This is a genomic window from Luteimonas galliterrae, assembly GCF_023374055.1.
Classification (GTDB): Bacteria; Pseudomonadota; Gammaproteobacteria; order Xanthomonadales; family Xanthomonadaceae; genus Luteimonas_C; species Luteimonas_C galliterrae.
Genome location: NZ_JAMBEP010000001.1, coordinates 2,200,644 through 2,222,599 on the forward strand (window position 1 = coordinate 2,200,644; position 21,956 = coordinate 2,222,599).

Sequence of the window (21,956 nt, forward strand, 5' to 3'; positions counted from 1 at the left end):
ATAAAGACTCCCCAGTCATTTATAGGTAATGGGCCGAGAAGTGATTCCCCTGCCTCGCGGGGGATACAGCAGAAACCGTGCCAAACCGCGAATTCCGCCCATTTTTTTCATGACGGCCGTCAAACTTTAATGTTATGGCCGCGTGAAACCGATTACGTGACCTGAACGGGGTCAATGACTTAGCTCAGAAACGGCAACTTGTGCCTTAGCGCGTCCAATTGCTGCGTCCGGTCCGCCTCCGATAGGGGCCGGGCCCGTTCAGGAACGGGCGGTGCCGGCTAGTCCTGCACGGCATCCCCGCGCGCCAGTTGCCGACAGAATTCGGCGGTGGCTTCGTCCTCCGGGAAAGCGCATTCGATCCGCAGCTCTTCAAGAGTCACGTCGCGCGGCGTGCCGAAAGCGGTGATGGTGGAGAAGAAGCGCAGGTCGCGGCCGTTGTGGCGGAAGTGGGTGGTCAGCAGCGGCGTCGGCGCGGCGGCCACATCGCGGTTGCGCCAGTGCTGCGGGACGTCGGGATAGGCCAACGTTTGCTCCAGCAGATCGCGAACCCCGGCATCGGTCGGCGTGGCCGCCACCTCGCTGTGCAGGTGGCGCATCAAATCGCCCGCGATCTCTTCCCAGTTCACGATCTTCGAACGCAGATCCGCCGGATCGAAGATGTTGTGCAGCATGTTGCTATGCGGGCTCGTCCGCCCATCGAGCACGAAGGCGCTCACGCGCGCCGCGGCGGCGTTGGCGGCGAGCACGTCCCAGTGCCGGTTGAGCAGGAAGGCCGGATAAGGTTCCTGCTGCGCCAGGATCGAATCGATCGCACGCCTGACCTGCGCCATCATCGGCGTGGCCAGCGCGGTTTCCGGATACTTGGGCGCGTAGCCGGCCGCGACCAGCAACGCATTGCGCTCGCGCAACGGCATCGCCAGCGCATCGGCGAGCTTGTCCACCAGTTCGCGACTGGGCTGCGCTTTGCCCGTCTCCACGAAACTGAGATGCCGTGTCGAAACCCCGGCGTCCAACGCCAGGCTCAGCTGGCTCAACCGGCGCGAAGCGCGCCATTCGCGCAACAACGCGCCGATCGGCGCGATCCCGGTGACCCGGCGTTCGACGGTATGCATGCCGCGAGCATAAGCCACCGCGGCAGCGACGCCATGACCTGCGAGGTCATGGCGTCATGACCCGGCGCGTCATTGAGTCCGTGTCGACCACCGCCCAAGATCTTCGAACCGGGCGCACCGCCCATCGGAGCCGAGACATGCAACGCAGAGAATTCATGGGATGGGCGGGCGGTGCGATGGCGATGGCCGCTGCCGGCCTACCCGCTATGGCGCAGGCCGCTTCCGCAGGCGCAGGGGCGGCACCGGCCGCGACGACCGATGCCGCCGCTTGGAACGCCGCGCGTCGTTTCGCGAAGACCCGCTTCGGCGAAATCGCATACGTCGATCGCGGCAGCGGCCCTGCCGCGCTGTTTCTGCACGGATTTCCGTTGAACGGCTTCCAATGGCGCGGCGCGTTCGACTGCCTCGCCGGCGATCGCCGTCGCTGCATCGCACCGGATTTCATGGGCCTGGGCTACACGAAAGTCGCAGCGGGCCAGAGCCGCGATCCGCAAGCGCAAGTGGACATGCTGCTCGCATTCCTGGACGAGCGCGGCGTGGACGCCGTGGATCTCGTCGCCAACGATAGCGGCGGCGGCGTCGCCCAGTTGTTCGTCGTGCAGCATCCCCAGCGCGTGCGCAGCTTGTTGCTGACCAATTGCGACACCGAACCCGATTGTCCGCCGCCGGCGCTGAAACCGGTGCTGGATTTGTCGCGCGAGGGCAAGTTCGTCGAGCAATGGCTGGCGCCGGATCTGGCCGACAAGCGACGTGCGCGCTCGGCGCAAGGCCTGGGCGGGGCGACGTTCTCGTTCCGCGTCAGCCCGACCGACGAGGCGGTGGACATGTACCTGGGGCCCTTGGTTCGCGATCCCGACAACACCCACGCTTACGCTTTGGGATTGGAGCGCAACTTCCTGGCCGGGATCGAACCCAAGCTCAAAGCCAGCCGCGTGCCGACGCGAATCGTCTGGGGGATGGCCGACGATATTTTCCTGTCGTCGAGCCCGGATTATCTGGACCGCGCTTTCGGCGCATCGCGCGGCGTGCGCAGGATCGCCGAAGCCAAGCTGTTCTTCCCCGAAGAGTTCCCGGACCTGATCGCGGAGGAAGCGCGCAAATTGTGGGGCGTAAGCTGATCGCACATCGCCCCAAGAGCCGAGGATCCAACGCCTTGGCTTGTCTCCCCTCTTTGAAAAAGGGACCGGGGAAGATTCGCTCTGGCTTTGTAGAGCGGAGCTTGCCCCGCTGCCTTTGCTGGTGGATTCTCGCGACCTGCCGGCCTTTCAGGCCGGGGTTTCGTCCGCTAAAATCGCGGCCGAGTGACCCTTCGGCAAGCTCAGGGCATGCTTTCTTTTTGTGGGGCCCAAAAAGAGAAGTCACCAAAGAAAAAGGGCCTTTGGAAGGTATCCCGGCGATGGGGTTACCTCGTGTTCTTGGCCACCGCTCGCCAGCCCTCGGGATTCCTCCGTCGCTTCGACATTTAGATTCGGGGCGATCGACCCGAACGCCTCCTTAGCGCAACTCCGCAAAAGCCACGTCACCACAATCGCTGCGAATCAAAATCTAGTACCTGCGTAAGAAGGTCACCTGCGACGAAAGCAGGTCCGCTGGCGGACTTTCAGGTACGACGCATCGCACCGCAGTTCAGGCCCTTTCTTGGGTTACTTTCTTTGGGCCAGCAAAGAAAGTGACCCGGCGCAGCCGGAAGCTTTTGTCCATGGCGCGAGTGGCAGCGCCACTGGCCAGGGCGCGGGCCTGGACGACATGCCGCTCCTGCGGCATGCCCTTCGGGCCATCCGCTGCGCGGATGTTCGCTCCGGCCTCCTGCCTCCGCAGTCCGGCCTTCGCCGGGATGACGACTTGGGGGCACAAGCAAGATGGGTCCCAGCATTCGCTGGGATGACGGCTTACGGCAAGATATTTGGCTATAGGACGGCGTCCGGCGCGCGCACCGCACCGGAATTCTGCGTGCGCTGCGCCGGCCCATAACTCAGCCGACGCCACAACGCCTCCATCGGCCCGAACGCGCCGCGCTTGAGCCAAGCCCGGCACAGCAGCGCGAGCGCCAACCAGACGGCCAGCGCGAACAGCAGACTCACCCCGATGCTGGCCTGCTGAAACATGCCGAAGCCGATGCCGTAAAACAGCATCACGCAAACCACGCTCTGGCTGAGGTAATGGGTCAGCGCCATCCGACCACTGGCGACGAACAAATTGCCACTGCCGCGCGTCTTGCGCCAATACAAAGCGAACATGGCGGCATAGCCCAGGCTTAACAGCGGTATGCCCACCGATCCCAGCGTGATCGACAACAATCCCGTGAGGCTGGCCGGCACCAACGCGTCGTTGCCGCCGATCGCGGCGAAGGCCAGATTCATCGGCAGGCCGATCGCGAAACCCAACACCAGCCAGCGTTTCAGCATCGGCCGCAGCGCATCGCGCGCGGCCAGCAGTCCGATCTTGCCGGCCCATGCGCCGAGCAGGAACATGCCGAAGATGCGCAGCAGCTGGAAGCGGTAGATGCGCCTTACCCATGCGAACACGTAGATCAGCGTGTTGGATTCCAGCACGTCCGGATAGCCGCCGTGCGCATAGTTGTCGATGATCCTCTGCATGCCCGCGGTGGTTTCCGGCGGCGCGATCGGCGCCGCCTGCGCCATTTGCGCGAACCCAAGATAGGCCGCGTACAACCAGACCGGCGCGGTCAGGAAGAAGATCGCCCAGCCCAGGAGCGCTCGCGCCGACGTCTTGCGGAACAGCAGCAGCGCGAAACCCATCAAAGCGTAGAAATTCAGGATGTCGCCGAACCAGATGAAGATCGCATGCGCCAGGCCGAACGCCAGCAGCCAGCCCATGCGCCGGCGGAATACCGCCTTGAAATCGCCGCCGCGCGCCTCGGCGCGCTGCAGCTGCACGGCGAAACCCAAGCCGAACAGGAACGAGAACAACGAATAGAATTTGGCCTCGATCAGGGCATGCTCGAGATAGTTCAGCACGCCGTCGGCGCCGTTCCACGGCAACGCCGCCTTCGCATCGGGGCCCATGAAGGCGTAACCGCTGAAGGCCACGATGTTGGCGAGCAGGATGCCGAGCAAGGCGAAGCCACGCAGCGCGTCCAGCCACTCGGAACGTTCGTTGAGACCGGTCGGCGCCAACGCCGCTGGCGTGGGAAGCGTGTGGGATGGATTGTTCATTGATATGTCTCTAATAACGTGAGCGGCGTTAGCGCCGGGACTAGGCGCTTTCGGCGGCGATGGCGGCCGCGGGCGCGCGATGCCTGAACAGGGGCGGCCAGCGCGCATAAGTCGCTGCGCGCCAGAACCATTCGGCCGGGCCGAAATGGAAACGGGACATCCACCAACGGCTCGCGAGCACCTGCAGCGCGAAAACGCCGATCACCAGGGCCAGCTGGCCGATCCGGTCCATCCGCAGGCCCAAGCCGTAGCCGTAAAAGACCAGCGTGCCGACCACCGATTGCGTTAGGTAGTTCGTCAGCGCCATGCGCCCTGCGGGCGCGAGCCAGCGCAGGCGCAGTTTTTCGCGGCTGTGGACGAACAGCACCAGCGCGCCCAAATAGCCCAGGCTCAACGCCAGGTTGGCGACCGTCATCAGATTGGCAGCCAAGAAGGCTTGATCGCGCTTGGCCGGATCGTCGCCGGTATAGAACGCCGCGCTGGACAGTGCCAGTGCGATGCCGACCGGAATGCCGAATGCCGCCATGCGACGGAACAAGCCGCGATTCGCCTGCACGTCGCCGATCGCGCCGGCGCGCACGAACCAGAACCCGATCAGGAACATGCCGACGACCGAGATCAACAGGTAGATTTCGCCGGACGTCAGCATGTCGGCGAGATAGTCCCAACGCAGCGCCACGTTCTGCGCATAGCTGCCGCTGGCGTTGATCGAAGCGGCCTGCGCTGCCGCAGCTTCCGCAGCGGCGTAAGCGGCCGATGCGGCGGGCGGCGCCTGCGCCGGCGTCGAGAGTTGCAGCTTTCCCAGCAGGATCGTCGCGCTGATCGCCAACGGCAGGATCAGGTAGATCGACGCGCCCGCGCGCCACAGCCGCGACAGGCCGGCCGGACGCAGGGAGAAGCTCGCCGCGCCCAGCAATGCGGAACTGACCATCGCCGCCAGCGGAACGAAGCCGGGGGAAACGATCCAGAGCACGCCGAAGCCTATTGCGGACAACAACAACGTCCACGACAGCAAGGTCGAGTACGGGAACCGTCGCGCAGTGCCTGCGGCAGCGGACCGCTCGCGCACGAACGCGCCCGCGCCGGCGAACATCAGGAACGCGATCATCGCCGTGAACAGCGCGCGGCTGCTGCCCCAGGCCACCTGGGCGGCCAGGAACGCGAGCGACGGCAGCAGCAACCACCACCAGCGGCCGCGCAGCACGACCAGCAGCACGCAGGCCCCGATTGCGTAGCTGTGCAGGATGTCGCCGCCCCACACCAACACGCCATGGGCCAACCCGATCGCCATCAACGCGGCGGTGCGGCGCAGGTAGGGCGCGGCGAAATCGCCGCCCCGCATTTCCGCCCGGCCCAACATGACCGCGAAACCCATGCCGAAAAGCATCGCGAACAAGGTCCAGAACTTGCCGTGCATGAACACGTATTCGAACCAGGCGAGCGCATGGTTCAGCCCGCGCAAGCCGGGTTCGATCATCCGCTCCGGCGCCTGCAGCGGACGCGCGAAGTATTCGACGTTCATCAGGAATACGCCGAAAAGCGCCACGGCGCGCACGATGTCGAGCGTCCGGATGCGCTCCTGCTCGGCAATGGGCGACAACGCCGATGGCATCGGCGTGGAAGGAAGGTTCATGGAAGCGGTGCCGCGGGGGGTGCGGAAATCGTGACGGCGATTCCGGACCGAAGGCAGTCCTGCAAGTCAGCGCCGCAACCTGTCTTTGGTGAGGGCGGGCGCTTTTGCGTACCGTCACCCTATCGAAAGTCAGCGCCTTGGCGCGACCATCGTCATGGCCTCAGCCGCGTACCCTCCCCTGTCAGACGACCGTCAGTTCGGCGCGTGGCGGCAAAGACCAGTCGATCGGCTTCTCGCCGCGACGCGCAAGGTATTCGTTGGCCGCGGAGAAATGTCCGCTGCCGAGAAATCCGCGGTGCGCGGACAGCGGCGACGGATGCGTGGTTTTGAGCACGCGATGCCGGCGCGTGTCGATCACCTTGCCCTTGGCCTGCGCATAGCTGCCCCAGAGCATGAACACCAGGCCTTCGCGTTCGCGGTTGAGCGTGTCGACCACGTGGTCGGTGAAGCCTTCCCAGCCTTTGCCCTGGTGCGCACCAGCGCGGCCTTCCTCGACCGTCAACACCGCGTTGAGCAGCAGCACGCCGCGTTTCGCCCACGGCATCAAATAGCCGTGATCCGGCCGTGCGATGCCCAGGTCGCGTTGGATCTCCTTGAACATGTTGTCCAGCGACGGGGGCACCGGCACGCCCGGCAGCACGGAGAAACACAGGCCGTGCGCCTGGCCGGGACCGTGGTAAGGGTCCTGGCCGAGGATCACCACTTCGACCTTGTCGAACGGCGTGGCGTCGAACGCCGCGAAGATCTGCGGTCCGGGCGGATAGATGCGCGCGCCGGCCGCCTTGCGCGCGCGCAGGAAATCGGACAGCGCGTGCATGTCGTCGCGCAGCAGGTAGTCGCCTACCCTTTCCTTCCACGACGGTTCGAGTTTGATGCGGTCTTCCGGCATGGCGCGCTCGTTCGCTATTTCAAGTTGCTTTTCATCCCGAACGCAGTGAGGGATCTGCGACACGAGAAAGCAGATCCCTCACTGCGTTCGGGATGACGGAAACATAGCTAGGCATCGAGGTTGCGCTGCTCCGGCAGCTTCGCCACGCGCAGCTGGAAAAGCGTCTTGGTCACCAGCGGACGCTCTTCGATCGGCTTCATCACCAGGTCGTTGGCGCCGGCGCGAAGCAGTTCCGACTGGTTCTTGGCGTTGGCGTCGCCGGTCATCACCAGCACCGGCAGGCGGCGCTTGCCGTAGCCCAGTTTTTCGCGGATGTGCGCGAGCAGGTCGCCGCCTTCCATCTCGCCTTTCAGGTAGACGTCGGTCAGCACCAGGTCGAATGCGGGCGAGTCGTCTTCGTCGCGCTGGGTGGCGAGGATTTCCAGCGCCTCCTCGACGCTGATCGCGTGCGTCACCACGATGCCGCTGTGCTCGAGCATGCGCTTGGTGGCCAGCGCGACCACGCGGCTGTCCTCGACGTAGAGCACGCGCGCGCCAGGGATCGGTTCGGGCTGCACGTAGCCGCGGATGAAGGCGGCCAGCGCGCTATGGCCCAGCGACTTGTCGAAATAGTCGGTGATGTCTTCGTTGAAGCTGCGCGATTCCAGATGTTCCTGCGCGTTGCCTGAGACCACGATCACCGGCACGTACGCCTGCTGTCCGGCGGCGCGCACCGCGCGCGCGACTTCCAAGCCGGTGCCGTCGGGCAGCACCAGCGCGGTGGTGACCAGATCCACCGGGCCCTCCGCAAGCGCCGCGCGCGCGCCGGCCAGGCCTTCGCAGGCGACCAGCTGCGTGTTGGGCAGTTCGCGCGACAGCACGTCGCCGATCAGTTTGCGCACCAGCTTGGAGCCGTCGACCACCATCACGCGCGGCGCATCGCTGACCAGGTGGCGGAGATCGCGTGCCATCAGGTTTCCGTCGGCCGTGTTTGGCGCAGATAGTGGTTGGTCACCAGGCCCGCGCCGAGCCAGCCGAGCGCGGTTGCGGCCAGCATCACGATGATCAACTGACGAAGATCGAAACCGCTCAGCGCGAAATGGCTGCCGTAGCTTTGCGCCAATGTCGCCAGCGGCGCCTTTAATGCGAAGTGGGTCGCAGCGAGCAACGCCAGCGCAGTTGCGCCCGCAGCCAAGCCGTACCAGGCGCCCAAATAGAGGAATGGCCTGCGGATGAAACCATCGGTGGCGCCGAGCAACTGCAGCACGCCGATTTCTTCGCGGCGCGACTGGATATCCAGTCGCACGGTATTGCCGACCACCAGCAACGCGCCCAGGCCGAGCAATGCCGCCAGCACCCAGGACACGCGGTTGCCGAAACGCAACCAGCCGTCCAGCCGCTGGCGCCACAGCGCATCGCGCTGCACCAGGTCGGCTTCGGGCAACGTTTGCAAGGATTCGGCCAGCATGGTCTCGTCGCCCTTCGGCGTGATCACCAGCAAACTGGGCAAGGGATTGCCGTCGACGGCGGCGATCGCATCGCCCAGGCCGCCGCGTTCGCGCAGCTCGGCCAGGCCTTCGTCGGGCGTCTTCAATACGACGTCGGCGATGTCGCCGCGGCCGCGCATCTCTTCGGTCAGCGTGCGTGCGCGCTGCAGCGTGATGTCCGGTTTCAGGAACAGGTTGATCTGGCGCGACTGCTGCACGTCGCCGGTGAAACGCTCGACATTGGCCAGCACCAGCCACAAGCCCAGCGGCAAGGCCAGCGCCACCGCCATCACGCCGACCGTGAGCACGGTCGACCACGGCTTGCGGATCACCCGGCCGAGGCTGGCGACGAAACTGTAAAGATGGTGATCGAACCAAGTGCCGATGGCCGATCGCGACCGCGGCTCGCGCAACTCATTCATCGGCCAGGTCCTCCGGCCGGATGTCGTCGGCTAGGCGGCCATGGTCGAGCACCAGCACGCGTTTCTTCATGCGCTTGACCAGACCCAGGTCGTGGCTGGCCACGATCACGCTGGTGCCGCGTTCGGGCAGCGACGAGAACAGCGCCATGATTTCGGCCGACAGCGTGGGGTCGAGATTGCCGGTGGGCTCGTCGGCCACCAGCAACAGCGGCTCGCCGATCATGGCGCGCGCGATGCCGACGCGCTGCTGTTCGCCCGCGGACAATTGCGACGGCAATGCGCGTTCGCGCGCGGCCAGGCCCAGACGCTCAAGCAGGCTGCGCACGCGCTTGCCGATATCGCCACGGCGCATGCCGCGCAGGATCAGCGGCAGCGCGACGTTGTCGTAGATGCTGCGGTCCATCAGCAACTGGTGGTTCTGGTAAACCACGCCGACATCGCGCCGGTGCAGCGGCACGCGCCGGCCGCGCACTTTCATCAGGTTTCGCTCGCCGAACAGCACCGCGCCGCGGCTGGGCCGTTCGCTCAGGTGGATGAGTTTGAGCAGCGTGCTCTTGCCGGCGCCGGAATGGCCTGTGATGAACAGCATCTCGCCGGTGGCGACTTCGAAGCTGACTTCGCTCAGCGCGTCGTGTCCGCCGGGATAGCGTTTGCTTACGTTGTCGAAGCGCAGGACGGCCATCCGCGGATTATGCCGCAGCGGCGCCGGATTTTGGCTGGCTCAGCACCGCCGCAAGACGCGAGCGTGATGCCTGTCCGGCTTTGGCTTTGTTCTTGTCCCTAAGCCGTCATCCCCGCAGGCGGGGATCCAGCGACTTGGCTTGTCTCCCCTCTTTGAAAAAGAGGGGCCGGGGGAGATTTGCTTTGGCTCTGTGTAGAGCGGAGCTTGTTCCGCTGCCTTGGCTTGGGGGTTGTCGCGACCTGCCGGCCCTTTGGGCCGGGGTTTCGCCCGCTAAAACCGCGGCCGAGTTACTTTCTTTTTGTGGGGCCCAAAAAGAACAGTAACCAAAGAAAAAGGGCCTTTGGAAGGTATCCCGGCGATGGGGCTCCCCCGTGTTCTTGGCCCTTCTCACCGGCTCTCGGGATTCCTCCCTCGCTTCGACATTCAGATCCGAGGCGATCGACCCGAACTACTCCTTAGCGCAACTCCGCAAAAGCCACGTCACCCATAGGCTGCGAATCAAAATCTAGTACCTGCGTAAGAAGGTCACCCACGACGAAAACTTAGGCCGCTGGCGGACTTTCAGGCGCGACGCATCGCACCGCAGTTCAGGCCCTTTCTTGGGTTACTTTCTTTGGGCCAACAAAGAAAGTGACCCGGCGCAGCCGGAAGCTTTTGTCCATGGCGCGAGTCGCAGCGCAGCTGGCGAGGACACGGGCCTGGATCCCGGCCTTCGCCGGGATGACGGCTAAGAGCAAGGGCAACATGGGTCCCAGCGTGCGCTGGGATGACGGCTTAAGAGCGAAGTGCAGCGGAGCAAGCTCCGCTCTAGAGCCGGAGCAAGAGCAGCGGAGCGAGCGCCGCTCTACAGGGGCGGAGCGAAGGTTACGGTTAGTGCTGCGTGCGCGGCGCGCGCGTGACCAGTTTCTTCAGGCCTTGGCCGATGCGCGACAACAGCGAACCGGAAGCGCGATCTGCAGCTTGCGCATTCGGCACGGACTTGGTGGCTGCCGGTTTGGACGGACCGCGTACGCCAGTGTTGGCTGCATTCTGCACGACCGCCTCGCCGCCCTCGACGCGGCGACCGCCGCGACGACGCCGCGGCTTGCGCGGCGGACGCGTGCTCTCGATCGCTGCCGCCGGCGATGCCGCCGCGACTGCGGGCTCGGACGGCGTGTGCGGCGCATCGGGCTTGCGCGGCGGGCGCGGACCGCGATCGCGGCGCGCTTCACCGCCCGGACCGCCGCGGCTGCTGCGACCCTGAGGACCGCTGCGGCCGGAACCGGCGCCAGTGCGGCCACCGCCGCGACGCTGCTCGTCGGCATCGCGCTGCTCGCGCGCTTCCTTGAAGATGGTGCCGATGCTTTCCTCTTCCTCGCCTTCCACCTTGGCGCGCGGCGCGCGCGGCAAGGCGATCAGCAGGTCCGGCGTGACCGTCTGCACCGGGATCTTCTGCTCGATATAGGCCTCGATGTCCGGCAACGACATCGCATAGCGCTCGCAGGCAAAGCTGATCGCATCGCCCTCGGCGCCCAGGCGGGCGGTGCGGCCGATGCGGTGCACGTAATCCTCGGCATCGAACGGCAGGTCGTAGTTGTAGACGTGGCTGACGCCGTCGATGTGCAGGCCGCGCGCGGCCACGTCGGTGGCCACCAGGATCTCGAGCTGGCCCTTCTGGAACTTGTTCAGCAGCGACTCGCGCTTCTTCTGCGGCACGTCGCCGCTGAGCACGCCGACCCGGTAGCCCGCGCGTTCCAACGAGCGCGCCACGCGCTCGACGAAGGCCTTGGTGTTGACGAACACCATCGTCCGCGCGCCTTCGCTGCGCGACAGCAGCCCCAGCAGCAGCGGCAGCTTCTCCTCGTCGGCCGGGAAGTACATCGCCTGGCGCACTTTCGAATTGGTGATGAATTCCGTCTCGACGATGAGCTTTTCCGGCTCGTTCATATGCTCGTAGGCCAGCTCCAGCACGCGATGGCTCAGCGTGGCCGAGAACAGCAGCGTCTGCCGCTCCGTGCGCACCGGCATGCGGCGCAGGAGGAAACGGATGTCCTTGATGAAGCCCAGGTCGAACATGCGGTCGGCTTCGTCCAGCACGCAGATCTCGCAGGCGTGCAGCGAAACGACCTTGTGCTGCTTGACGTAATCGATCAGGCGGCCGGGCGTGGCGATGATCACATCCACGCCTTCCTGCAGCAGCGCACGCTGCTTGTCGTAGTCGACGCCGCCGTAGACCAGCGCGAAACGCAGGCCCAGATCGCTGCCGAACTTGACCGCGTCCTTGTGGATCTGGATCGCGAGTTCGCGCGTCGGCGCCAGGATCAGCGCGCGCGGGTCTTCCGGCTTGCGTTCGGCCAGGGCCGGCCGCGTCAGCAAGCGGTTGATGACCGTGATCAGGAAGGCCAGCGTCTTGCCGGTGCCGGTCTGCGCCTGGCCGGCGACGTCGCGACCGGGCAGCGCCACCGGCAACGTGAGGGCCTGGATCGGCGTGCAACGGGTGAAGCCGGCGGCTTCCAGACCGGACAGCAGCGCGGGATGCAGATCGAAGGAGGAAAAGGTGATATCGGTTAACGGTTTGTCGGACATGCTCTGGTGTCGATGCGCGCGATTCGCGCTTGCGTGGGCGGCGGCATCGTCGCAGACTGCCGGCTGGATTTGGGGCGGCGGACGGTCTTGAAACCGCCGCTTTAACGCCCCAGTTTACCGTACTCGGCGCGCCTTGACCCGCGCGCCCCTTCAGGAGACTCCCGTGAGCGACAAGGTCATCCACGCCAGCGACGCCGATTTCGACACCACCGTGCTGCAGTCCTCCGAGCCCGTGCTGGTCGATTTCTGGGCGCCCTGGTGCGCCCCGTGCAAGATGATCGGGCCAGTGGTGGACCAATTGGCCGACGAGTACGACGGCCGCGCCAAGATGGTCAAGGTGGACGTTCAGGCGTTTCCGAACCTGGGTATCCGCTTCAATGTACGCAGCATTCCCATGCTGCTGCTGTTCAAGGACGGCCAGGTCCAGGCCAGCCAGATGGGCGCCCCGGGCAATATCAAGACCGTGCTCAACCAGATGATCGAAAAGGCCCTTTAAGCGGCTGGTGTAGAGCGGGGCTTGCCCCGCTGCTTCTCCGCCCCATATCGATGAACAAGGGGCGGGCTCAATCCGGAAATTACTCGGATCCATCGTCCGCAGGATCACGAGCAGCGGGGCAAGCCCCACTCTACAAGGTCGGGCTTCTCTGAACGGATTTGCCCGGCCGCCCTTGCCGCGGCGCCTTCGCGGTGCTAGTTTCCACATCACCCGGCGCGTTTTCGGCGCCGCACCCCCTCTCCGAACACTTCTAACTCACGTCCGCCCGCAGACCGCGAGCGCTCGCATCAGCGAGGAATTCGAGCTTGTCCAAGAACACCCCCGACTCCGGCGAAACCGCCGTGAAGCGCGTACGCAAACCACGTGTCGCCACCGCCGAAACTGCCCCAGCAGCAGCGCCGCCGGCACCTTCCGCAGCCGTCGCCCCATCCGCACCGACGCTGGCCGAGCCGTCCGCCGCGCCCACTCCGGCCGGCAACGCCCCCGCTTCCGATGCCGGCCAGTCCGGCGGCCATAGCGAAGGCGCCGGCCCGGAAGGCGAAACGCGCGAACAACGCGAGCAGCGCTTCAGCAACAACAACAACCGTCGCGATCGCTTCCGCAACCGCCGCGACCGCCAGCGCGACCGTTTCCGCGAAGACGGCCTGCCGCAGGACAACCCCGGCAACGGCGACGCCAACTACCAACAGCAGCAACAGCGGCCGATGCCGACCATTCCGGAAGGCTTCCCGCAGTACTCGCTCAGCGACCTGAAGCGGATGCCGGCGCAGAAGCTGCTGGACATCGCCGAACAGCTCGGCATCTCCGAAGGCGTCGCCCGCGCCCGCAAGCAGGACGTGATCTTCGCCCTGCTGAAAGTGCTGACCCGCCACGGCGAAGGCGTCGCCGCCGACGGCGTGCTGGAAATCCTGCCGGACGGCTTCGGCTTCCTGCGCGCGGCCGAGGCCAGCTACCTGGCCGGCCCGGACGACACCTATATCTCGCCCAGCCAGATCCGCCGCTTCAACCTGCGCACCGGCGATCATTTGGGCGGCCGCATCCGTTTCCCGAAGGAAGGCGAGCGCTATTTCGCGCTGTCGATGGTCGACACGATCAACGGCGAGCCGCTGGAAGCGTCCAAGAACAAGGTGCTGTTCGAAAACCTGACGCCGCTGTTCCCGCGCCGCCGCTTCACCCTGGAGCGCGGCAACGGTTCCAGCGAGGACATCGCCGGCCGCATCCTGGATCTGATGGCGCCGCAAGGCAAAGGCCAGCGCGCGCTGATCGTCTCGCCGCCGAAAGCCGGCAAGACGATGATGATGCAGCAGATCGCCACCGCGATCACCACCAACCATCCGGACGTGCACCTGATCGTGCTGCTGATCGACGAGCGCCCGGAAGAAGTCACCGACATGCAACGCACCGTGCGCGGCGAAGTGATCAGCTCCACCTTCGACGAACCTGCCGCGCGCCATGTGCAGGTCGCCGAAATGGTGATCGAGCGCGCCAAGCGCCTGGTCGAGCACAAGAAGGACGTCGTTATCCTGCTCGATTCGATCACCCGCCTGGCCCGCGCCTACAACAACGTGGTGCCGAGCTCGGGCAAGGTGCTCACCGGCGGCGTCGACGCCAACGCGCTGCACCGGCCGAAACGCTTCTTCGGCGCCGCGCGCAACGTCGAGGAAGGCGGTTCGCTGACCATCATCGCCACTGCGCTGGTCGAGACCGGCTCGAAGATGGACGAGGTGATTTACGAAGAGTTCAAGGGCACCGGCAACAGCGAAGTGCACCTGAACCGCCGCATCACCGAGAAGCGCGTCTATCCGGCGATCGACATCAACCGCTCCGGCACCCGCCGCGAGGACCTGCTGATCGAACCGGAAATGCTGCAGAAGATCTGGATCCTGCGCAAGCTGCTGCACCCAATGGACGAAATCGCGGCGATGGAGTTCCTGCTGGACAAGATGAAGAACACCAAGTCCAACGACGAGTTCTTCTCTTCGATGAAGCGTTGAGGCATCTCCTCCACGAGACAGAAGAAGCCCCGCAATGCGGGGCTTCCTTTTGTGATGCGGTCGAACCGCAGCGCATCCCTTCTAGAACCATAAAGATCTTTATATTTCAATAATTTGTTTGTGCCGCTCGTCACCCTGCGCCGGGCCGCGGTTTCGCCTGACGGTACTGGCGCTTATCGCCCTGCTTTTGGCCCTTGGGATCGACATTGACGCAGATGCGCTCGCCGCAAATGATGGCGTCGGACGCGACGAACGCACGCATGACCGGCACGGCGTTCTCGTAACGCCGTAGTTCGTCCTTGGCGGCGGCCAGTTCGCGGCGGTAGTAGCCCAGCAGCGCCCATCCCATCAGCAGCACCAGCAACAGGATGCCGCCGCCAGCGGCGAACCAGAGCCAGATGGTCTTGCTTGCGCCCCGCAGGTGGGCCGACGTGGCTGAGACTGCGCGGCCATATTCGGCGGCGACCGGGGCCACAGCCCGCTTGGCTTCTTCGGCTATCTGATCCTTAGCGCCGGACACGATCCCGCTCACTTCGCGCCGGCTTTCGGTGACCGCATTGCGCAGGGACTGCAGCTCCTGGTTGAACAAACCGCGGATGGCCTGCTCCCTCTGCCCCATTTCGGTCCGTAAGGCGAGCATGCTTTTCGCGGCCTGTTGAACCGCTTGAATGGCGTCCTGCAAGGCGGCTCGGAGCGAGATCACATCGTCGTTGGAGTACATAGCTTATCTCACCGGGTCATCACGGGGCCTTGGCGCTCTTGCATCATCTGCTGCTCCTGCGCTTGACGTTGCTGTTCCATCTGCTGCGCATACAGTTCCTCGCCCCACTGCAGCATGCGTTGACCTTCCTGGGATTGGATGAACTCCAGACCGATGCGGTCGAGTTCTGCGCTGTTGCCGTTTATGGCGGCTGCGTAGGCGCGGTCCAAGTATGGGTCGTTGAATGGGCCGCGTGAAAGAGAATCAGGCTCCGTCTGATTGAAAGGCTGCCGATTTCTGTGTTGATTGATCGTGGGTTCCAGTGTCGGCGGTAAGTTCGGACGATGATCCGGGTGATCGTGGTACTGCGGCGCGCGTCCCGTGCGGGCTGGATCAGGCGGATAGCAAAATTGGGCATGTTCAGGCCTAAGCGTGTAGGCAGGGTCCAACCCTCGCTCAATATCGTGCAATTCCTGGAAGAAATCGTTGCGAGGCGGAAGCACGGCTTCGAGTCCGACAGACCTTTCGACAGGCCCGAGCTGCTTGTCCAGGCTCACGCGAAGCGCCAGCTGATAGGTCGCCGGGTCGATATCGCCGGTCTGCGGCAGCCGATGGTCTTGCTGGAATGCCAAGACTGCGCCTTGCATGTTGGGGCGGTACACGCCGTCGACCTCAATGGATTTATCGCCGACAGCGCGATAGCCATCGGCCACAAGGGCGCGTTGTACGGCCGTGACGCGCTCGCCAGATTCGCCCAGACGCATGACGCCATCGTCGATTACTGGAAGCGGCTGAATGCCCTTACGATGTCCGGGTTCGACTGGAAGCCGCCCGCTTACCAAGTCAGCAATGTAATTTTCAAACTGTTGGTAGTAGCGGGTGTCCATTTCGAGATGGACGTGTTTCTTCTTCGTTTTAACGTCGCTTTGAGTTCCTAAGGTTTGCCCATATTCCACTGTTTGGCCGACCGCGACAGCCTCGGAAATATCCCGCATGTGGCGAACACGCGCTATTACATCGCCGTATTTTTTGTCGTAGACATCTACAAGCCCTTGGCTTACATCGATTCTGCCGATATACCCGGCGACTGGCGAAGGCACATCGACCTTCCTAGCTGCGGCACTCGCAGCGGGGTGGTCTGGATGTTCAAGAATGAAGTCCTTAACCAGGAGGATTTGATTGCGCTTTAGCGATCGGTATTCGTCTGTCCGCAGCGCTTCTACTTCCTGGAGTTCTCTGCTGATAAACGCATATGATCGTGTCTGCACGTTCTGAAAATATCTAGGAACACCATCTTCCAGCCTTCCATTGAAATTATCTCCTGGGTGGTGCGTGGCAAGGCTACCAAGGCTGGTAACGTCTCGGTTGAATTGAACGCCTTCAAAGACCTCTGGCGGCCCTAGTTCGGTAATTCGGTATTGCTTTCGTTCGTTATTCATTGCGCATTACTCCACGCCGTAATTACTTGCATCTAATAAATTGACGAATTGAATCGCCGTTGCTGATAGCCAAGCTATTTTTGTCAAGGATGTATGTATACCCACCTTGTTGAATTTCGGCAGGGGCTACGCTTGAAATTGAAACCACGTTCCACGTGGGTGGCGAGAGAGATATCTTCTTTATAGATTTTAAATTTTCGTTGCCTTCATATGCTTGAATTTCTGTGGCCAAAATCTCAATTCTTGAATCGCTATCGTTTGTCTTTATAGCCCTACATTTACTGATGGAAAGGTCCCATGCGCCGCGCAGTTCAGGTGGAAATACTGGATGGTCCCGGCTGTTATCGTTGTTGGAACCCATTAGCCATTTGGGTAGTTGTCCGCACTTAAAGAATCCGGGAGATCGATTTTGGATGATCTCTGGCGGTTCCTTGTCGTCATAGTCTCTCCAGTAGAGAACGGTTGAATCCAGATCGAGTAGAAACACAAACAAATCGTCATCCAATTCTTCGGATGGGTACGTGTCTATGCCAACCAGAGAAGCGATAACCCATTTACTTTTACCGATTTTGGAGACTTTCCTAACTGCATAGAAATTCCCTTCGCCGTACTCTGAATACGCATGAATCATGTGCTTTGTGATCACTAGGCTTCCGACCATGGATATGGACAGTTCGTCGTCGTTATCGTTCCGCGGACGCTTACTCGCCAGCTTGTATCGGTCGCACTGTATTTTTCCTTCAGCATCGTTATCGGACCAAACGCCGTGGAGCTTCTTCGGTACTTCCGCTCCGGCATACCTCGTTTTCTTATCCGTTGGCGGAAGGGCTGCCTGATCGGCAAGTTGCTGCGTCGCGACTGACACCGGTTTGTCTTCAAGTGGGATGGCTGCGCTCGACGCGTGGCCGCGAGATGTACTTACCTCCGGGGCCTGCTTACCGTCGTCGATTGCAATCAGTGACGGAACGAGGATCTGGATTTCGGCCGCTTTGGCTTCACCGCTATTTAAAGTGGTCTCTTCACGGACGCGCACGGTCGGCTGCGTTGGCTGTGCGTCTTCGCAGCCTGACAGTAGGCTTACGCTCAAAACGATGAGCATCGATAGCGCGACCGAGCGTGCGCTCAGGTGGCCCGCGGTAAGCCGGGCCACCTGCCAACGCGCTGATCCGCGCGGGCGGCTTTTCATGCTGGACAGGTAAGATTCGGCGCGGGCACAGCCCCTCAAGCCGATGATTGGAATGGGTTCTAACAGACAAACGGAAAACAGCCCCATGGCGCCAGCCCTTGGTTCGTTCCCCGAGGTTTCGACGCTAGCGCGGGAGATGCCGCCTGTCTATCAGGGAAATCTGGCAATCCAGACAGAGCTGCGACCATCGGGGCAACCCGGCGCAGTCGTCGCATAACGTAGTTTGAGGTAACCTCCGGCCAAGCGTTCCGTGGGAGCGGGAACGACATGTCGCTAACCGCCGCCGCATTCCTCGCAGAGGCCCAGCCCCGGCTGGCCGGACTGTCGGGCGAGCTGTCACGGGCGCCTTCCCCGCAGGCAGTGGCGTGGGCGTTATGCGATTTCTGCGGGCGCGAACTGGATCTGGCCGACTGCGTGGTCTATCTGCTGGATCCCGGCGGCGCCTGCCTGACCCAGCAGGCCGCCTGGGGCCCGAAACGGGCTGCGGACCACGTACTGGAATCGCGCATCCAACTGGCCATGGGCGTGGGCATCGTCGGCCGCTGTGCGCAGCTGCGCCTGCCGCAACGCACCGTGGACGCGCGCCTGGACGAACGCTACGTGGCCGACGACCAGCCCAACCTGTCCGAGCTGGCGGTGCCGATCTTGGCCGGCGATGCGCTCTACGGCGTGCTCGACAGCGAGCACCCCGAGGCCGACTACTACCGCATGGCGCACGAACACGCGATGGCCGCCATCGCCGAACGCGGGGCCTTGCGCCTGCGGCAGTTGAACGCGGTCAGCGCGCCAGGCGCTTGAAACCGAACAACGCCGCCAGCGGATGCCGGCGCCGTTCGATCAGCGCGCGCAGCAAGCCTGCACCGAGCATGCTGTAGGTGATGCCGTTGCCGCCGTAGGCCATCGCGAAATGGATGCGCGGGCCGTATTGCGGATGCGGGCCGAAGAACGGCAGGCCATCTTCGGTTTCGGCGAAAGTGCCCGCCCACGAGAACGCCGGTTGCACGGGCAACGCGGGAAACAGGTCCTGCACGCGTGCGGCCAGGATGCGCGCCTTCTTACCGACGCGCGCGTCGCGTTTGGACGGAATGTCGACGGCATCGTCCTCGCCGCCGACGATCAGGCGGCCATCGGCGGTCGTGCGCAGGTAGAGATAGGGCCGCGCCGATTCCCACATCATCGCGCCCTTCAGCGGCTTCAGCAGATCCGGATCGATGGGGTCGGTAACCAACGCGTAGCTGCTGCGATTGCGCGCTACCCGTTGCTTGAGCCAGCGCTGGTTGGCGTATCCGGCTGCGAGCACCAGATGGCGGGCGCGGATCCGCGGACCCGCCGCGGCGTGCAGCGTGACGCCGCGGGCATCCGCGGCGATGCGCGCTATTTCGAAACGGTCGTAGACGCCGGCGCCTCGCTTCTCCACACGCATGAATAGCCGGTAGGCGAAGCGGTACGGATCCACGCAGGCAGCCAGGCGGCTGAGGATCGCGCCGGGCGCGTCGAAGCCGTAGCGTTCGCGCACGCCGTCGCGGTCCAGCCATTCCACCGGCAGGCCGTATCGGGCGCGCAGCGCGAACTCGCGCTCCAGCGCGCGCCGGTGCCGGCGTTTGCTGGCGTAGTAAAGGCTGTCGCCACGGGAAAAGCCTACGTCGCGCAATTCGCGTGCCAACGATTGCAGCATGGGAATCGTCTCGGCGCAGGCCAGATAGGCCAGCGCCGCATCGGCCTCGCCATAGCGCCCGGCCAGGTCGGTCATGTGCGTGTCGATTTCGTATTGCAGCAACGCCGTGCTGGCCGCCGTGCTGCCCCAGCCGATGTCGCGCTGCTCGACGACGGCGACGTCATGGCCGTGCTTGACCAGTTCGTCGGCGATCAGCGCGCCGGTGATGCCGCCGCCCAGCACGGCGACCTCGACGCGCAGGTCTGCGCGCAGCGTCGGAAACGCGTGCATCAGGCCGTTCTTGACGGCCCACCAAGGGTAGCCGCTCTTCAAATCCATGCGCATTCCGCCCATCCGGCGACCCGGCCATATCGCCAGCCGGCGCGTCGGCGCCGCGTGAGCGGGCATAATCGGCAGCGGAGGTCGGCATGCACGGCAGCGGTCTGCAATTGGCGTTGGTGTTCCTGCTCGCGGCGGTGATCGCGGTGCCGTTGTTCAAGCGCTTCGGCTTGGGCGCGGTGCTCGGTTATCTGGCGGCGGGCGTGGCGCTGGGCCCGGACGGCGCCCAGGTGATCGCCGATGCCGAACCGGTGCTGGCCGCCAGCGAGATCGGCGTGGTCATGATGCTGTTCGTGATCGGCCTGGAACTGTCGCTGCCGCGGCTGAAGGTGATGCGCAAGTCGGTGTTCGGCGCCGGCGGGTTGCAGGTGGCGCTGTCGGCCATCGCCCTGGGTGCGATCGCGTTGATGGGCGGCCTGGCTTGGCAGGCTGCACTGGTGATCGGCCTGGGCCTGGCGTTCTCGTCGACGGCGGTCAGCCTGCAACTGCTGGCCGAACGCAAGAACCTGGGCACCGAGCACGGGCGCCTGGCGTTCGCGATCCTCCTGTTCCAGGATCTGGCTGCGATTCCGCTGATCGCGGCGATCCCCCTGCTCGGACAAGCGGCATCCACCCATCCGGAACCGATCTGGATCGCCACGCTGAAGGCGATCGCCGCGATCGCCGTGGTGATCGTCGGCGGCCGCTATCTGTTGCGGCAGCTGTTCCGCGGCGCCGCGCGCATCGGCGTGCCCGAGATGTTGACCGCCAGCGCGTTGTTCGCGGTGCTGGGCGCGGCGTGGGTGATGCAATTGGCGGGGCTGAGCATGGGCCTGGGCGCGTTCCTGGCCGGCGTGCTGTTGGCCGATTCGGAATTCCGCCACGAGATCGAATCGCAGATCGAGCCGTTCAAGGGCCTGCTGCTGGGCCTGTTCTTCATGGCGGTGGGCATGAGCATCGACATCGACCGGGTGGCGATGGAGCCGGTGCATATCGTGGCCGGCGTGGCCTTGCTGCTGGCGGTGAAGTTCGCGGTGCTGTTCGGCATCGGCCTGCGCCCCGGCAACCTCAACGTGCCCGAAGCGCTGCGCCTGGGCAGCGTGATGGCGCTGGGCGGCGAGTTCGCGTTCGTGGTGTTCACCGAAGCCGACCGCGCCGCGCTGATCGATGCGGCCATGCACGATCGCCTGGTGGCCATCGTCGGCGTGTCGATGGGCCTGACGCCGTTGCTGATGATCGCGGTGGACCGCTTGATCGGCCTGCGTCCGGCGATCAAGCAGGAGCGGGAATTCGACAAGCTGCCCGACGACGCGCATCCGCCGGTGATCATCGCCGGCTTCGGCCGCTTCGGCCAGATCGTGGCGCGCCTGCTGATCGCGCAACGCATCCCGTTCGTGGCGCTGGAGACCGATGCGCAGCAGGTCGATTTCATGCGCCGCTTCGGCAACAAGATCTATTACGGCGACCCGGCGCGCCCGGAACTGCTGCGCGCCGCCGGCGCGGCGCATGCGCGCATCTTCATCGATGCGATCGACGATCCGGAAGCCAACCTGCGCACTGCGCGCGTCGTGCGCCGGCTGTATCCGGACCTCAAAGTCTTCGCACGTGCGCACGACCGCCGCCACGCCTGGCAGCTGATGGACCTGGGCGTGGAAGTGTTCCGCGAAACTTTCGCTTCGGGTCTTGAGATGGGCCGCGAAGTGCTGGTGTCGCTGGGCGTTCCGCGCGACGTGGCGATCGACCGCGCCCAGCGCTTCCGCGACCACGACGAGCGCCTGCTCGCCACCCAGCACCTGATCTACGACGACGAACACGCGCTGCTGCAAACGGCGCTGCAAGGCCGCGCGGAACTGGAGCAGCTGTTCGAAGCCGACATCGCCGACGACGGCGGCGATCCGGAGAGCGATGCGCTCAGCGTCGCCAGCGGCATTTCCCGCGATTCCGACCTGCGCGGCTAACCCTTGCTTTGTAGAGCGGAACTTGCCCCGCTGCCTTTGCTGATGGGTTCTGGCGACCTGCCGGCCTTTCAGGCCGGGGTTTCGTCCGCTAAAACCGCGGTCGAGTGACCCTTCGGCAAGCTCAGGGCATGCTTTCTTTTTGAGGGGCCCAAAAAGAGAAGTCACCAAAGAAAAAGGGCCTGTGGAAGGTATCCCGGCGATGGGGTTACCTCGTGTTCTTGGCCACCGCTCGCCCGCCCTCGGGATTCCTCCGTCGCTTCGACATT

The 21,956-nt window shown here is 64.2% G+C and carries 17 protein-coding genes; 5 read left to right on the forward strand and 12 right to left on the reverse strand.

Features of this window, described 5'->3' with window-relative positions; genetic code table 11:
- Positions 1 to 278: 278 nt before the first annotated feature.
- Positions 279 to 1,112, reverse strand: a complete 834-nt coding sequence (locus M2650_RS10095) for a helix-turn-helix domain-containing protein (RefSeq protein WP_249473851.1) — start codon at positions 1,110 to 1,112, stop codon at positions 279 to 281.
- 137 nt (positions 1,113 to 1,249) lie between these two features.
- Here M2650_RS10095 and M2650_RS10100 point away from each other — a divergent pair, with 137 nt between their 5' ends.
- Entirely contained in the window at positions 1,250 to 2,230 is a 981-nt protein-coding gene (locus M2650_RS10100; protein WP_249473853.1) for an alpha/beta fold hydrolase, read from the forward strand.
- Between the two features lie 789 nt (positions 2,231 to 3,019).
- On the opposite strand, the gene M2650_RS10105 is transcribed toward M2650_RS10100, so the two are convergent.
- From M2650_RS10105 to rhlB, 7 genes are all read right to left on the reverse strand, one after another.
- Positions 3,020 to 4,288, reverse strand: a complete 1,269-nt coding sequence (locus M2650_RS10105) for a DUF418 domain-containing protein (RefSeq protein WP_249473855.1) — start codon at positions 4,286 to 4,288, stop codon at positions 3,020 to 3,022.
- A gap of 40 nt (positions 4,289 to 4,328) precedes the next feature.
- The gene (locus M2650_RS10110; protein WP_249473856.1) at positions 4,329 to 5,921 is read right to left on the reverse strand and encodes a DUF418 domain-containing protein; all 1,593 of its coding nucleotides are present in this window, start codon (positions 5,919 to 5,921) and stop codon (positions 4,329 to 4,331) included.
- Positions 5,922 to 6,102: 181 nt separating this feature from the next.
- Complete coding sequence (ung, locus tag M2650_RS10115; protein ID WP_249473858.1) at positions 6,103 to 6,810, reverse strand: uracil-DNA glycosylase; 708 nt, start codon at positions 6,808 to 6,810, stop codon at positions 6,103 to 6,105.
- A gap of 107 nt (positions 6,811 to 6,917) precedes the next feature.
- Entirely contained in the window at positions 6,918 to 7,760 is an 843-nt protein-coding gene (locus M2650_RS10120) for a response regulator (RefSeq protein WP_425602520.1), read from the reverse strand.
- Complete coding sequence (gene ftsX / locus M2650_RS10125; protein ID WP_249473860.1) at positions 7,760 to 8,698, reverse strand: permease-like cell division protein FtsX; 939 nt, start codon at positions 8,696 to 8,698, stop codon at positions 7,760 to 7,762. Before ftsX ends, M2650_RS10120 begins: the two co-directional genes overlap by 1 nt.
- A complete protein-coding gene (ftsE, locus tag M2650_RS10130) occupies positions 8,691 to 9,380 on the reverse strand; it encodes a cell division ATP-binding protein FtsE (protein WP_249473862.1) in 690 nt (229 codons plus the stop codon). The genes ftsX and ftsE overlap by 8 nt, the downstream gene beginning before the upstream one ends.
- A gap of 870 nt (positions 9,381 to 10,250) precedes the next feature.
- Complete coding sequence (gene rhlB, locus M2650_RS10135) at positions 10,251 to 11,945, reverse strand: ATP-dependent RNA helicase RhlB (RefSeq protein WP_249473864.1); 1,695 nt, start codon at positions 11,943 to 11,945, stop codon at positions 10,251 to 10,253.
- A 163-nt stretch (positions 11,946 to 12,108) separates the two neighbouring features.
- On the opposite strand from rhlB, the gene trxA reads away from it, so the two are divergent.
- Both trxA and rho read left to right on the forward strand, forming a co-directional pair.
- Positions 12,109 to 12,441, forward strand: a complete 333-nt coding sequence (trxA, locus tag M2650_RS10140) for a thioredoxin (RefSeq protein ID WP_249473866.1) — start codon at positions 12,109 to 12,111, stop codon at positions 12,439 to 12,441.
- Between the two features lie 305 nt (positions 12,442 to 12,746).
- Positions 12,747 to 14,435 (forward strand): transcription termination factor Rho, encoded by a 1,689-nt coding sequence (gene rho, locus M2650_RS10145; RefSeq protein WP_249473867.1) that lies wholly within the window; start codon positions 12,747 to 12,749, stop codon positions 14,433 to 14,435.
- Between the two features lie 130 nt (positions 14,436 to 14,565).
- Here rho and M2650_RS10150 read toward each other — a convergent pair whose 3' ends face one another.
- Genes M2650_RS10150 through M2650_RS10160 form a run of 3 tightly spaced genes read right to left on the reverse strand, consistent with a single transcriptional unit; the run spans position 14,566 to position 17,847 of the window.
- Positions 14,566 to 15,156, reverse strand: a complete 591-nt coding sequence (locus tag M2650_RS10150; protein ID WP_249473869.1) for a hypothetical protein — start codon at positions 15,154 to 15,156, stop codon at positions 14,566 to 14,568.
- A gap of 8 nt (positions 15,157 to 15,164) precedes the next feature.
- The gene (locus M2650_RS10155; protein WP_249473871.1) at positions 15,165 to 16,574 is read right to left on the reverse strand and encodes a peptidoglycan-binding domain-containing protein; all 1,410 of its coding nucleotides are present in this window, start codon (positions 16,572 to 16,574) and stop codon (positions 15,165 to 15,167) included.
- A gap of 22 nt (positions 16,575 to 16,596) precedes the next feature.
- Positions 16,597 to 17,847: a hypothetical protein gene (locus M2650_RS10160; RefSeq protein ID WP_249473872.1), complete on the reverse strand. Its 1,251-nt coding sequence runs from the start codon at positions 17,845 to 17,847 to the stop codon at positions 16,597 to 16,599.
- Between the two features lie 180 nt (positions 17,848 to 18,027).
- On the opposite strand from M2650_RS10160, the gene M2650_RS10165 reads away from it, so the two are divergent.
- A complete protein-coding gene (locus tag M2650_RS10165; RefSeq protein WP_249473873.1) occupies positions 18,028 to 18,558 on the forward strand; it encodes a GAF domain-containing protein in 531 nt (176 codons plus the stop codon).
- Here the strand turns inward: M2650_RS10165 and M2650_RS10170 are convergent.
- Complete coding sequence (locus tag M2650_RS10170; protein ID WP_249473874.1) at positions 18,539 to 19,753, reverse strand: NAD(P)/FAD-dependent oxidoreductase; 1,215 nt, start codon at positions 19,751 to 19,753, stop codon at positions 18,539 to 18,541. The two genes, M2650_RS10165 and M2650_RS10170, sit on opposite strands and share 20 nt — an antisense overlap.
- Positions 19,754 to 19,842: 89 nt before the next feature.
- On the opposite strand from M2650_RS10170, the gene M2650_RS10175 reads away from it, so the two are divergent.
- Positions 19,843 to 21,690, forward strand: coding sequence for a monovalent cation:proton antiporter-2 (CPA2) family protein (locus M2650_RS10175; protein WP_249473876.1), 1,848 nt, complete (start codon positions 19,843 to 19,845; stop codon positions 21,688 to 21,690).
- The last annotated feature ends 266 nt before the right edge of the window (positions 21,691 to 21,956 follow it).